Annotated in this window: 11 protein-coding genes; 1 reads left to right on the top strand and 10 read right to left on the bottom strand. The window is 71.0% G+C overall.

Annotation, left to right across the window (positions count from 1 at the left end; translation table 11 throughout):
- Positions 1-534: 534 nt before the first annotated feature.
- From proC to ACIREE_RS31675, 6 genes are all read right to left on the bottom strand, one after another.
- Positions 535-1,377, bottom strand: coding sequence for a pyrroline-5-carboxylate reductase (gene proC / locus ACIREE_RS31700; protein WP_404159766.1), 843 nt, complete (start codon positions 1,375-1,377; stop codon positions 535-537).
- Positions 1,378-1,508: 131 nt separating this feature from the next.
- Entirely contained in the window at positions 1,509-2,246 is a 738-nt protein-coding gene (locus tag ACIREE_RS31695) for an ABC transporter permease (RefSeq protein ID WP_404159763.1), read from the bottom strand.
- 64 nt (positions 2,247-2,310) lie between these two features.
- Positions 2,311-3,099 carry an ABC transporter ATP-binding protein gene (locus ACIREE_RS31690; RefSeq protein WP_404159760.1) on the bottom strand — a complete coding sequence of 263 codons (789 nt, stop codon included), beginning with the start codon at positions 3,097-3,099 and terminating at the stop codon, positions 2,311-2,313.
- Between the two features lie 35 nt (positions 3,100-3,134).
- Positions 3,135-3,908, bottom strand: coding sequence for a class I SAM-dependent methyltransferase (locus ACIREE_RS31685; RefSeq protein WP_404159757.1), 774 nt, complete (start codon positions 3,906-3,908; stop codon positions 3,135-3,137).
- Between the two features lie 71 nt (positions 3,909-3,979).
- The gene (locus ACIREE_RS31680) at positions 3,980-4,495 is read right to left on the bottom strand and encodes an EamA/RhaT family transporter (RefSeq protein WP_404159754.1); all 516 of its coding nucleotides are present in this window, start codon (positions 4,493-4,495) and stop codon (positions 3,980-3,982) included.
- 42 nt (positions 4,496-4,537) lie between these two features.
- The gene (locus ACIREE_RS31675; RefSeq protein ID WP_404159751.1) at positions 4,538-4,894 is read right to left on the bottom strand and encodes an SH3 domain-containing protein; all 357 of its coding nucleotides are present in this window, start codon (positions 4,892-4,894) and stop codon (positions 4,538-4,540) included.
- Between the two features lie 276 nt (positions 4,895-5,170).
- On the opposite strand from ACIREE_RS31675, the gene ACIREE_RS31670 reads away from it, so the two are divergent.
- Positions 5,171-7,357, top strand: a complete 2,187-nt coding sequence (locus tag ACIREE_RS31670) for a PQQ-binding-like beta-propeller repeat protein (protein ID WP_404159789.1) — start codon at positions 5,171-5,173, stop codon at positions 7,355-7,357.
- Positions 7,358-7,379: 22 nt separating this feature from the next.
- Here the strand turns inward: ACIREE_RS31670 and ilvD are convergent, their stop codons facing one another.
- The 4 genes from ilvD to ACIREE_RS31650 form a co-directional block, all read right to left on the bottom strand.
- Positions 7,380-9,233 (bottom strand): dihydroxy-acid dehydratase, encoded by a 1,854-nt coding sequence (gene ilvD / locus ACIREE_RS31665; RefSeq protein WP_404159748.1) that lies wholly within the window; start codon positions 9,231-9,233, stop codon positions 7,380-7,382.
- Positions 9,234-9,374: 141 nt separating this feature from the next.
- Positions 9,375-10,004 carry a TetR family transcriptional regulator gene (locus ACIREE_RS31660; protein WP_404159745.1) on the bottom strand — a complete coding sequence of 210 codons (630 nt, stop codon included), beginning with the start codon at positions 10,002-10,004 and terminating at the stop codon, positions 9,375-9,377.
- The gene (locus tag ACIREE_RS31655; RefSeq protein WP_404159742.1) at positions 10,001-10,825 is read right to left on the bottom strand and encodes a sugar phosphate isomerase/epimerase family protein; all 825 of its coding nucleotides are present in this window, start codon (positions 10,823-10,825) and stop codon (positions 10,001-10,003) included. Before ACIREE_RS31655 ends, ACIREE_RS31660 begins: the two co-directional genes overlap by 4 nt.
- Before the next feature lie 394 nt (positions 10,826-11,219).
- On the bottom strand, positions 11,220-12,152 hold the full coding sequence (locus tag ACIREE_RS31650; RefSeq protein WP_404159740.1) for a Ppx/GppA family phosphatase: 933 nt from the start codon (positions 12,150-12,152) through the stop codon (positions 11,220-11,222).
- Between the last annotated feature and the right edge of the window lie 30 nt (positions 12,153-12,182).

The following is a 12,182-nucleotide window of genomic DNA, read 5'->3' as shown; positions in this document are numbered from 1 at the left end:
AATCAACATATCTGGCGTTGACTTTTGGCACGCTGTTGAGTTCTCAAGGAACGGACGCTTCCTTTGTACTCACCCTCGCGGGCTTTCCTCCGGGCACTTCCCTTCGGTCTTGCTGTCTTGCGTTTCCGACTCTATCAGATCTTTCCGATCCGATTTCCTCGGCGTCTTGCTGGTCCTACTTTTCGCTTTCCGGCCTTTCGACCTTCCTGCGTTGCCGACTCTATCAGATCCTTTCGGGCCTGATTCCCTGTCAACCGGGTTTGTCTTCCCGGCCGTTGGGCCGTTCCGACGAGTGAGACTTTAGCGGAATCCCGGCCCCCGACCTAATCGGGGTCCCGCTCTTTCGAACGTGGATTCCTCATTCCGCAAAAGCGTGCGCAAACAGCACGACACAACAGCGTCGGGCGTTTGAGTAGTTCCTGCGGAATGGCTGTCCGGGGACCGACCAGAGGCGGCGCTCACGTCGGACAACTCGGAGAACACTACGTACCGGCCCAGGGCGTGTCAACCTCCCGCCTCGGGCCGGTGGGCACGTCAGTTGGTGTTGCCGGAGGCCAGTTCGCGGCTGCGGTCGCGGGCCGCTTCGAGGGCGGCGATGAGGGCCGCTCGGACCCCGTGGTTCTCGAGCTCGCGGATGGCGTTGATCGTCGTACCTGCCGGGGACGTGACGTTCTCGCGGAGCTTCACCGGGTGCTCCCCGCTGTCCCGGAGCATCGTGGCCGCGCCGATGGCCGACTGGACGATGAGGTCATGGGCCTTGTCGCGGGGCAGGCCGAGCAGGATGCCGGCGTCCGTCATCGCTTCGACCAGGTAGAAGAAGTAGGCGGGGCCCGAACCGGACAGGGCCGTGCAGGCGTCCTGCTGCGATTCCGGGACGCGGAGGGTCTTGCCCACCGCGCCGAAGATCTCCTCGGCGCGGGTGAGGTGGTCGGCGGTCGCGTGCGTGCCGGCCGAGATGACGGACATCGCCTCGTCCACGAGCGCCGGGGTGTTCGCCATGACGCGGACCACCGGGGTGCCGGGCCGCAGCTTCTCCTCGAAGAAGGCGGTGGTGATGCCGGCCGCGCCGCTGATGACCAGCCGGTCCGTGGGGACGTGCGGGGCGAGCTCCGCGAGGAGTGCGCCCATGTCCTGGGGCTTGACCGTGAGGATCAGGATGTCCGCCTGCTCGGCGGCCTCCTGATTGGTGACCGGGGTGACGCCGTAACGGGTACGGAGTTCCTCGGCGCGCTCAGGGCGGCGGGCCGTGACCAGCAGGTCCCCGGGCGCCCAGCCGCCGCGGATCATGCCGCTGAGCAGGGCTTCGCCGATCTTTCCCGTGCCGAGTACGGCGACCTTGTGGCGCGGGTTCGGGCTCGTCTGGGTCGTCTGGCTCATTGTCGGCTCGGGCCTTCCGTGTGCGCGTCGTCGTCCGGACGCATCCTCGCACCGGCCGGGCCGCGGCCCGGGGGATGTCCGGTGGACGGACGGACGGACAGACAGACGGGCGCCCGTCTCGCCTCAGGCTCTCAGGCCGTGCGGCGGCGCAGGGTCACCGCGCCCAGGGCCAGGACGAGGACGGCGCAGCCCGCGACGATCAGGGCGTCGCGGATATAGGTGCCGGTGAGGTCGGTGTGGCGTAGGACCTCGTTCATGCCGTCGACCGCGTAGGACATCGGGAGGACGTTCGAGATCGCCTCCAGGGCCGGCTGCATCTTGTCGCGTGCGGTGAACAGGCCGCAGAGGAGGAGCTGGGGGAAGATCACCGCCGGCATGAACTGGACGGCCTGGAACTCGGATGCCGCGAAGGCCGAGACGAAGAGGCCGAGGGCCGTGCCGAGCAGGGCGTCGAGGAGGGCGACCAGGAGCAGCAGCCAGGCCGAGCCCGTGACGTTCAGGTCGAGGACCCAGAGGGCGAGGCCGGTGGCCAGGGCCGACTGGACGATCGCGAGGGCGCCGAAGGCGAGGGCGTATCCGGCGATGAGGTCGCCTTTGCCGAGGGGCATGGCGAGGAGTCGTTCCAGGGTGCCGCTCGTACGTTCGCGCAGGGTGGCGATGGAGGTGACCAGGAACATCGTGATGAGCGGGAAGATGCCGAGGAGCGAGGCGCCGATGGAGTCGAAGGTGCCGGGGCTGCCGTCGAATACGTAGCGGAGCAGGAAGAGCATCACGCAGGGGACCAGGATCATGAGCGCGATGGAGCGCGGGTCGTGGCGGAGCTGGCGCAGGACGCGGGTCGCGGTGGCGGTGGTGCGGTACGTGTTCATGGGGTCCGTCCCGGATGAGATCAGGTCCCGGATGAGATCTGAGATGAGGTCAGGGGGGTCAGCGTCAGCGGGTGGTGTTCGCCGCGTCGACCAGGTGGAGGAAGGCCTGTTCGACGGTGGGCGTGGCCGTGCTTGTACGCAGGGCGTCAGGGGTGTCGTCGGCCAGGAGTTCGCCCTCGCGCATGAGGAGGAGGCGGTGGCAGCGCTCGGCCTCGTCCATGACGTGCGAGGAGACGAGGATCGTGGTGCCGCGGGCGGTGGCCAGGTCGTGGAAGAGGTTCCACAGGTCGCGGCGCAGGACCGGGTCCAGGCCGACCGTGGGCTCGTCGAGTACGAGGAGTTCGGGGGTGCCGAGGAGGGCGACGGCCAGGGAGACGCGGCCGAGTTGGCCGCCGGAGAGGTTTCCGGCGAGGGCGTCCGCGTGGGAGGTGAGGTCCACGTCGGAGAGGACGCGGTCGACGTCCGTACGGCGGCGGTCGGCCGACGCGCGGCCGGGGAGGAGGACCGCGGCGAAGTAGTCCAGGTTCTGGCGGACCGTGAGGTCGAGGTAGACGGACGGGGCCTGGGTGACGTAGCCGACCTGGGAGCGGAGCGTCGGGTGGCCCGCGGGGCGGCCGAGGACCTGGAGGGTGCCGGTGACCTTGGCCTGGGTGCCGACGAGGGCGCGCATCAGGGTCGACTTGCCGCAGCCGGAGGGGCCGAGCAGGCCGGTGATCTGGCCGCGCGGGACCGTGAAGTCGAGGCCGTGCAGGACGGTGCGGGGGCCGCGGACGACCGTGAGGCCCGCGGCGTGGACGGCGGAGGTGACGGCTTCCCGGGTGGTGGTGCCGGGAGAGCCCGAGGTTTTATTCATCACCTGATGAATATCTCTCCAAGGTGCGGACCCCGTCAAGGGCAGGGGCGGCGCACGACCGTGAGTTCCAGGGCGTACGCGTCCTCGACGATGCCGTCGGGGAAGTCGCGCAGGAGGTGCGCGCGCTCGTCCGCGAGGACCGGCGCGGACCGCTCGGGGCCCAGGACCGCGAAGTAGGAGCGGCTGCCGAGGTGGGCCAGGTGCAGGTCGACCGGGATGCGGCGGCTCCAGTGGAGACGGCGGGAGACCGGGGCCGACGCGAGGGCGGTGATGATGCCGGGGGCTTCGGCGGAGACGCCGTGCCGGTGGTAGCCCGGCAGCCGTTCCTGGAGGCGGGCCTCCTGGGCGGCGGTCCAGGGGGCGTCCGGGTCGGGGACGTTCCACCACAGGGCGAGTGAGCCGCCCGGGCGCAGCACCCGCAGCGCCTCCGGGACCGAGCGGGCGGGGTCGGTCCAGTGCCAGGACTGGGCGTACGTGACGAGGTCGGCGCAGGCGTCGGCGAACGGCAGGGCGTCGCCGGTGGCGCGGACGAGGGGGACGTCGGGGAGGGCGCCGCGGAGCTGTGCGGCCATGCCGGTGCCGGGCTCGACGGCGATGACGCGGGCGCCGCGGTCGCGCAGGAGGCGGGTGGCGATGCCGGTGCCCGCGCCCACGTCGAGCACGTCGGCGCCGTGCAGGGCGCCGGGTCCCGCCAGTTGATCGAGGGTGTCGAAGAGTGCGGGCGGGTAGTCGGGGCGGGCCGTGGCGTACTGGGCGGCGACCGTGTCGAAGGAGAGCGCGTAGTCGGCGCTCGGGGGCTGGTCCGTCATGGGGTCATCGTGACCGTGCGGGTTCCGGCCTGCCAGGCTCGGCGCTTTCCCCCGGGGAGCTTCCGCCCGGTTCAGCCCTTCTTCTTGCCGCCCGGCTTCTTGGCGGGGTTGCGGGTGCGGCGGGTGGTGCGGCGTTCGAACTGCTCGCGGGCGGTCTCGTACTCCTGCCTGCGGAGCTTCTCGCCCGGCGCCTCGGTCAGGCAGCGCAGGGCGTGGGCGACGAGTACGCCGACGAAGCCGATCGTCAGGAAGCCGCGCAGCGACGCCTGGCGCTCGGGGTCGGGCCGCTGGGAGAAGCCGCCCCAGGTGCGGCTGAAGGCGAACGCGCTGCAGAGGGCGAACATGACGACCACCAGCACGTTCACGAAAGCGCCGACCTCCGCGATGGCCAGGCCCTGGTAGGCGAGACGCAGCACGAAGCAGCCGGCCACCGCGGCGAGCAGTGCGCCCACGCCGACCGCGGCGCGGCGCAGCGCGTAGCCGCCGCTGTGGTCGACCCAGCTCGTCCCGAAGAAACGGATCTCTTCGGGACGGGGGCCGGGGGCCGGGGAGGTGCTGGGGGTGCCGGTGCCGGTTTCGTCGCTCACGCGTCGATTATCGCCGGATGTATCACCGGGGGCGGGGGTGGGTCAGGCGCAGCGCGGGGCCACGTAGCCGTCGCTGCCCGTATGCACGTAGGAGTCGGAGACGTATTCGCCGACCCCGATGTTGTCCCAGAGCTTGGTGGTGCCGTACGGGCCGGTGACCGACTGGCCTGGCTTCTGGCAGTTGATCGTCACCCGCGCGCCCTGCGGCAGCCTGCGCACCACGCGGTACTGGGTGCCGGGTCCGCTGCGGACGTTCACGGTGTAGCCAGGGGCCACCGCGTAGGAGCCCGTGGCGGCCGCCATGGTCTCGGTGGTCGCCACGGTCTGGGTGGCCGCCGTGGCCTCCGTGGCTGTGGGCCCTGCGGGTTCCGCCGCGCCTGTTATGTCTTCGACCGTCATGCCGGTCTCCCCCCCGTTGAACGGGGCCTCGTTCAGCATTCGTTGAGGCCCCGTTGAATGCACTGTGCTCAGCTGACTCCCGTACGGGATGTCGCGGACAGCTGTCGCACTCCGTCGAACGCGGAGGCTAGCAAGCCTCACCTGTCCCGTACGAACCATCGACTAGGCTCCGTGCGTCGCGAGCTCGAAGGTCGCGTACGAGGTCAGGCGCGGATCAGGTACGGGATCGGGCACGACGATCACGACGACATCCAGACGACATCCACGGGGGTGGACATGCCGTCACGGCCCAGCATCGGGCCCGGCGCGGAAGCGGAACTTCCGGAGTACGCCGGGCACTATCGCCTTGAGGAAATCCTGGGCTCGGGCGGGATGGGGGTCGTGCATCTGGCACGGTCCTCGGCGGGGGTGCCGCTCGCGGTGAAGGTGGTGCACGCCGAGTTCGCGCGGGACCCCGAGTTCAGGGGGCGGTTCCGGCAGGAGGTGGCGGCGGCCCGGCGGGTCAGCGGGGCTTTCACGGCGTCCGTGGTGGACGCCGACCCGGATGCCGACCGGCCGTGGATGGCCACGCTGTTCATCCCCGGGCTCACCCTCGCCGACCACGTCAAGCGGAACGGGCCGCTGACGCCCGCGCAGCTGCGGCACGTCACCGCGGGACTCGCCGAGGCGCTGCGGGACATCCACCGGGTCGGTGTGGTGCACCGCGATCTCAAGCCCAGCAATGTGCTGCTGGGCGAGGACAGCCCCAAAGTCATCGACTTCGGCATCTCGCGGCCCAAGGACAGTGAACTGCGCACGGAGACAGGCAAGTTGATCGGCACGCCGCCGTTCATGGCGCCGGAGCAGTTCCGCCGCCCGCGCGAAGTCGGCCCGGCCGCCGATGTGTTCGCCCTCGGGTCGGTCCTGGTGCACGCGGCGACGGGGCGCGGGCCCTTCGACTCCGACAGCCCGTACCTCGTCGCGTACCAGGTCGTGCACGACGAGCCGGACGTGGCCGGCGTGCCCGAGGATCTGGCGCCGCTGGTGTTGCGCTGCCTCGCCAAGGAGCCGGAGGACCGGCCCACGCCCGACGAGCTGATGGCCGAGCTGCGCCACTTGTCGGCGCGCTATGACACGCAGGCGTTCGCCGCCCAGGCCTACATACCGGCACAGGCGTTCATACCGGCACAGCGGAAACCGTCGGGGCCGTCAGGACAGACCGAATCGACCGAACCGGCCGAACCCTTGGCTGTTGTCCCCAAATCGACTGCTGCGGACGGGACTTCGGCGAGCTCGAAAAAGCCGGGCCGGCCTCGGTTGATGCGCGTCGGCGCGGCCGGCGCGGGGGTCGTGGCTCTCGTCGGGGCGCTGGCTCTGACGCTCCTCCCGCACGCCGCCGACGACGGCGACGGGCCCGGCCCGCGCACGGCGGAAGTCGCCGCGTCCGCCTCCTTCCACGCCTGGCACCGGACGCTGGGTTCGGGAGCCGCGCCCGTGTGCTCGTACGGGAAGGGAGCCCTGCGCTGTGCCGCGCCCGGGGTGCTGGCCGCGTCGGTGGATCCGCGCGACGGCAAGGTGCTGTGGCAGCGCACGGCGGCCGGTGGTGGCAGCGCGCCCGCGCCCGTACTGGCGGGTGGCCTGGTCCAGGTCGTCAGTCCGGATGGCGCCCGGCTGCTCGCGCTCGACCCGGCGACCGGGAAGACGCGCTGGTCGATGGGGATCTCGGCCTACCAGGGGCAGGTGCAGCCCGTGGGCGACACCGTGCTGCTGGCCGCCCCCGACGGCACGGTGACCGCGATCGACGGCGCGACGGGCACGCAGCGCTGGCGGCACCGCCTGCCCGTCACCCAGCCCGTGCTCTCGTACGTCGGGGGTGGCCTCGCCTACGTGACGACTCTGGCCCCGGACGGGGTGAACACCCTGGTGAGCGCGGTGGATCCGGCGACGGGCGCGGTGCGCTGGCAGCACGGTTCGCCGGGTACGGCGACGCCGGCGGGTGTGGGCGACGGGGTGGTCTGGTGCACGCAGCGCGGCGCGGAGGGTTCCACCGTGGCGCTGGTCGGTCACCGTCTGAGCGATGGCGGCGTCGCACGACGCGTACCCCTCGCGCTGCCGCTGCAACAGGCGACGGTGACGGTGCACCGCGGTACGGCCTATCTGCTCGCGGCGGGCGGCGCGCTGGTGGCGCAGGATCTGGCGTCGGGGAAGCAGCTGTGGCGGTCGGAGACCTCGGTGAGCAGGGGCTCGGCGCCCGGCGTCGACGACAGGGGCCGGGTGTATGTGACGGCCCCGGACGGCCGCCTCCTGGCCCTGGACCCGCGGACGGGCGCGCCTCTCGGCCAGACCCGGTCCCGTCCCGGCGCCCGGCCCGACCGGGTGGTGACCGAGCTGGCGGCGCCGGTCGTGGCCGGTGGGCGGGTCTACGGGAGCGCGCCGGACGGCACGGTCTTCGGGGTGGACGGTGCCCACCCCGAAGACTGGTGAATCAGCGATTCGTCAGGTCGGGTCAGCCGAGCTTGGAGACGTCGCGGACCGCGCCGCGGTCGGCGCTGGTCGCCATCGCCGCGTACGCCCGCAGCGCCGCGGAGACCTTGCGCTCGCGCGACTTCGGGGCGTAGACGCCGCCGAGTGCCTCGCGGCGGGCGGCCAACTCCTCGTCGGACACGAGCAGTTCGATCGTCCGGCCGGGGATGTCGATGCGGACGCGGTCGCCGTCCTCGACGAGCGCGATCGCACCGCCCGCGGCCGCCTCGGGCGAGGCGTGGCCGATGGACAGACCCGACGTACCGCCGGAGAAGCGACCGTCCGTGACGAGCGCGCAGGCCTTGCCGAGGCCGCGGCCCTTCAGGTACGAGGTCGGGTACAGCATCTCCTGCATGCCGGGCCCGCCCTTCGGCCCCTCGTACCGGATGACGACGACGTCGCCTTCCTTGATCTGCTTGAGCAGGATCTTCTCGACGGCCTCTTCCTGCGACTCGCAGACGACGGCCGGGCCCTCGAAGGTCCAGATGGACTCGTCGACGCCTGCCGTCTTCACGACGCAGCCGTCCTCGGCGAGGTTGCCCTTCAGGACGGCGAGGCCGCCGTCCTTCGAGTAGGCGTGAGCGACGTCACGGATGCAGCCGCCCGCGGCGTCGGTGTCGAGGGTGTCCCACCGCTCGGACTGCGAGAAGGCCTCGGCGGAGCGCTTGCAGCCCGGGGCCGCGTGCCACAGTTCGAGGGCCTCGTCCGACGGCGAACCGCCGCGCACGTCCCAGGTGCCGAGCCAGTCCTTGATGGACGTGGAGTGGACGGTGTGCACGTCCTCGTTGAGCAGACCGCCGCGGTACAGCTCGCCGAGGATCGCGGGGATGCCGCCGGCGCGGTGCACGTCCTCCATGTAGTACGTGCCGCCGGGCGCCACGTTCGGGGCCACCTTGGACAGGCAGGGGACGCGGCGCGACACGGCGTCCATGTCGGCGAGGGTGTAGTCGAGCTCGGCCTCCTGCGCGGCGGCGAGCAGGTGCAGGATCGTGTTCGTCGAGCCGCCCATGGAGATGTCGAGCGCCATGGCGTTGTCGAAGGAGGCGCGGGTGGCGATGGAGCGCGGCAGGACCGACTCGTCGTCGCCGTCGTAGTACCGCTTGGCGATCTCGACGACCGTCTCGCCCGCCTTCTCGTACAGCGCCCTGCGGGCGGTGTGCGTGGCGAGCACCGAGCCGTTGCCCGGCAGGGAGAGGCCGATGGCCTCGGTCAGGCAGTTCATGGAGTTGGCCGTGAACATGCCGGAACAGGAGCCGCAGGTCGGGCAGGCGTTCTCCTCGATACGGAGGATGTCCTCGTCCGAGACGCTTTCGTCCACGGCATCACTGATGGCGTTGACCAGGTCCAGCTTGCGGACGGTGCCGTCGACCAGGGTGGCCTTGCCGGCCTCCATCGGGCCGCCGGAGACGAAGACCGTCGGGATGTTGAGACGCAGGGCCGCGTTCAGCATGCCGGGGGTGATCTTGTCGCAGTTGGAGATGCAGACCAGGGCGTCCGCGCAGTGCGCCTCGACCATGTACTCGACCGAGTCGGCGATCAGGTCGCGCGAGGGCAGGCTGTAGAGCATGCCGCCGTGCCCCATGGCGATGCCGTCGTCCACGGCGATGGTGTTGAACTCGCGGGGGATACCGCCCGCGGCCGTGACGGCCTCGCTGACGATGCGGCCCACCGGGGCCAGGTGCGTGTGCCCGGGGACGAACTCGGTGAACGAGTTGGCCACGGCGATGATCGGCTTCCGGCCGATGTCCGCACCGGGTACACCGGAGGCGCGCATAAGGGCGCGTGCGCCCGCCATGTTGCGGCCGTGGGTGACTGTGCGGGACCTCAGCTCGGGCATCGTCGCTCGCTCCTTCAGACAGAAACTACTGCGTCTGCTGACAGAAAAGTCAGTCAGAAAGTCAGTCAGAAATGACTGCGTCCGACCCTACGCCGCCCCTCCAAGATCCCGACACCCCGTCCACATGCCGGGACGCCTGTCTCACGACTCAAATCCCCCGCTCGTCAGATGCCCCTGCACCACAGGAGCGATCCGCGCCACGAGCACCTCCATGTCGGCGGAGGCCAGCGGCTCCACCTTGATCACGTACCGGAGCATCGCGGTCCCCACCAACTGGGCGGCGGCCAGCGAGACGCGCAGCTCGGCCTCCTGCTCCGGCAGGTCGAGGCGCCGCCCGATGCGCGACAGCAACTGCGCGGCGACCAGCCGCCGGAAGACACCGGCGGCCACCTCGTTGTTCACGGCGGAGCGCAGGATGGCGAGCAGCGGTGCCCGCGTCGCGGGGTTCTCCCAGATGCCGAAGACGAACCGGGTCAGCCGCTCCCCGACCGCGTCGAGCGGCCCGTCCTCCACGGCAGCGGGCGCCTCCAGGGCCGGCGCGAAGGCCACCTCGATCGAAGCGGCGAACACCTGCTCCTTGGTACCGAAGTAGTGGTGCACCAGCGCCGAGTCGACCCCGGCCGCCTTCGCGATCCCCCGCACGGACGTCTTCTCGTACCCCCGCTCGGCGAACTCCTCACGCGCCGCGGCGAGGATCCGCTCCCGCGTACCGGGCCCGTCCCCGCTCTCCGTACGAGAGGGGCGTCCCCGGCGCCGCGCGGGTTCGGTCATGAACGCGGCACCCGCACCGCGGACGCCAGATGCAGCCGCGTGAACGCGAGCGCCTCGGCGAGATCCGCCTCACGCTCGGCGCTGGACATGGCCCGCCGCGTATTGACCTCGATGACGACATGCCCGTCGAACCCGCTGCCGGCCAGCCGCTCCAGCAACTCGGCACAGGGCTGCGTGCCGCGTCCGGGCACCAGGTGCTCGTCCTTGTTCGATCCGTTCCCGTCGGCCAGGTGCACATGACCGAGCCGATCCCCCATCCGGTCGATCATCTGCATCGCGTCCGTCCGGGCGGTGGCGGTGTGACTCAGATCAACCGTGAAGTGCCGGTAGTCGTCCTTCGTGACGTCCCAGTCGGGGGCGTACGCGAGCATCTCCCGGTCCCGGTACCGCCACGGGTACATGTTTTCGACGGCGAACCGCACATCCGTCTCGTCGGCCATGCGCCATACGCCACTGACGAAGTCCCGCGCGTAATTGCGCTGCCACCGGAAGGGGGGATGGACCACGACGGTCGACGCCCCGAGCTTCTCCGCCGCCGCTCTCGCCCGCTGCAACTTGACCCACGGGTCCGTGGACCACACCCGCTGCGTGATCAGCAGACATGGCGCGTGCACGGCCAGAATCGGAATCCGGTGATAGTCGCTCAACCGCCGCAGCGCCTCGATGTCCTGGCTGACGGGATCGGTCCACACCATGACTTCGACACCGTCATATCCCAAGCGCGCGGCGATCTCGAAGGCCGTCGCCGTCGACTCCGGATAGACCGAGGCCGTCGACAGGGCGACCTTCGCATCCGGGATGCGCACCACTGGTTCTGCCACGCAGACAGAGTACGGGCCCTCCGGGGGTTGGAGCCGTGGGGGCCCGCGCTCTCGCCCATCCCTCCAGGTCATGCGCCCGGCCCTCTCCCCAAGCCCCGGGGCTCCGCCCCGGACCCCGCTCCTCAAACGCCGGAGGGGCTTGGATTACCGGCGCTCGGTGAGAGCCGGTGGTCAGAGGGATACGAGACGGGAGGGGACGGTCGGGGTATGTGCGCGCGCAGCACAGCGGCACGCGGTAGCGCCCGGCGAAGCAACCGGCGAGGCCATCAAGATGGCGAGCACGGACATACCCCGGGCGGCCCCGTACCCACCACACACCTATCGGAACGCACCAGACAGCCGCCAACGAACCCCAGACGGCCACCCTCCATTCAAGGCGCACCCCGGGCAACCGTCACGCCCCGGGCAAGTGATCCAGCCGCCGCAGAATAACCCCCTCCCGCAGCGCCCAGGGACAGACCTCCAGCGTCTCCACCCCGAACAGATCCATCGCCCCCTCGGCCACCAGCGCCCCCGCGAGCAACTGCCCGGCCCGCCCCTCCGAAACCCCCGGCAGCTCCGACCGCTCGGCCTCCGTCATCGCGCCGAGCCGCGGCACCCAGTCCTCCAGGGACTTCCGCTTCAACTCCCGCTGAACGTAGAGCCCCTCCGTGGACCGGGCCGCCCCCGCCAACCGCGCCAACTGCTTGAACGTCTTCGACGTGGCCACCACATGATCCGGCGCCCCGAACCGGCTGAACTCCCCCACCGTCCGCGCGATCTGCGCCCGCACGTGCCGCCGCAACGCCCGCACATCCGCCGGGTCCGCCGGATCCCCCGGCAGCCACCCGGCCGTCAGTCTCCCGGCGCCCAGCGGCAGCGACGCCGCCGCGTCCGGCTCCTCGTCGATCCCGTACGCGATCTCCAGCGACCCGCCGCCGATGTCGAGCACCAGCAGCTTGCCCGCGGACCACCCGAACCACCGCCGGGCGGCCAGGAACGTGAGCCGCGCCTCCTCCGCCCCGCTCAGCACCCGCAGCTCGACCCCGGTCTCCGCCTGCACCCGGGCCAGCACCTCGTCGGCGTTGCTCGCCTCGCGCACCGCGGACGTGGCGAACGGCAGCAGATCCTCGACGCCCTTGTCCTCGGCGGCGTCCATGGCCCCCTGGATCGTGCCGACCAACCGCTCGACCCCCTCGGGCCCGATCGCCCCACGCTCGTCGAGGAGTTGGGCGAGCCGCAATTCGGCCTTGTGCGAGTGAGCGGGCAGCGGACGGGCGCCCCTGTGCGCGTCCACCACGAGCAGATGAACCGTATTCGAACCCACGTCGAGGACACCGAGTCTCATATGAGAACGCTACTGCGCCCACGTGCCCGA

It is taken from the genome of Streptomyces sp. NPDC102467 (assembly GCF_044765445.1).
Lineage (GTDB): Bacteria > Actinomycetota > Actinomycetes > Streptomycetales > Streptomycetaceae > Streptomyces.
Note: the sequence above shows the minus strand (reverse complement) of the source record. Positions and strands in the feature narration are given on the sequence as shown.

Coding starts and splice junctions, on each gene's coding strand:
- proC (WP_404159766.1), bottom strand. CDS start 1,377: ATGAGCCAGACGACCCAGACGAGCCCGAACCCGCGCCACAAGGTCGCC.
- ACIREE_RS31695 (WP_404159763.1), bottom strand. CDS start 2,246: ATGAACACGTACCGCACCACCGCCACCGCGACCCGCGTCCTGCGCCAG.
- ACIREE_RS31690 (WP_404159760.1), bottom strand. CDS start 3,099: ATGAATAAAACCTCGGGCTCTCCCGGCACCACCACCCGGGAAGCCGTC.
- ACIREE_RS31685 (WP_404159757.1), bottom strand. CDS start 3,908: ATGACGGACCAGCCCCCGAGCGCCGACTACGCGCTCTCCTTCGACACG.
- ACIREE_RS31675 (WP_404159751.1), bottom strand. CDS start 4,894: ATGACGGTCGAAGACATAACAGGCGCGGCGGAACCCGCAGGGCCCACA.
- ACIREE_RS31670 (WP_404159789.1), top strand. CDS start 5,171: ATGCCGTCACGGCCCAGCATCGGGCCCGGCGCGGAAGCGGAACTTCCG.
- ilvD (WP_404159748.1), bottom strand. CDS start 9,233: ATGCCCGAGCTGAGGTCCCGCACAGTCACCCACGGCCGCAACATGGCG.
- ACIREE_RS31660 (WP_404159745.1), bottom strand. CDS start 10,004: ATGACCGAACCCGCGCGGCGCCGGGGACGCCCCTCTCGTACGGAGAGC.
- ACIREE_RS31650 (WP_404159740.1), bottom strand. CDS start 12,152: ATGAGACTCGGTGTCCTCGACGTGGGTTCGAATACGGTTCATCTGCTC.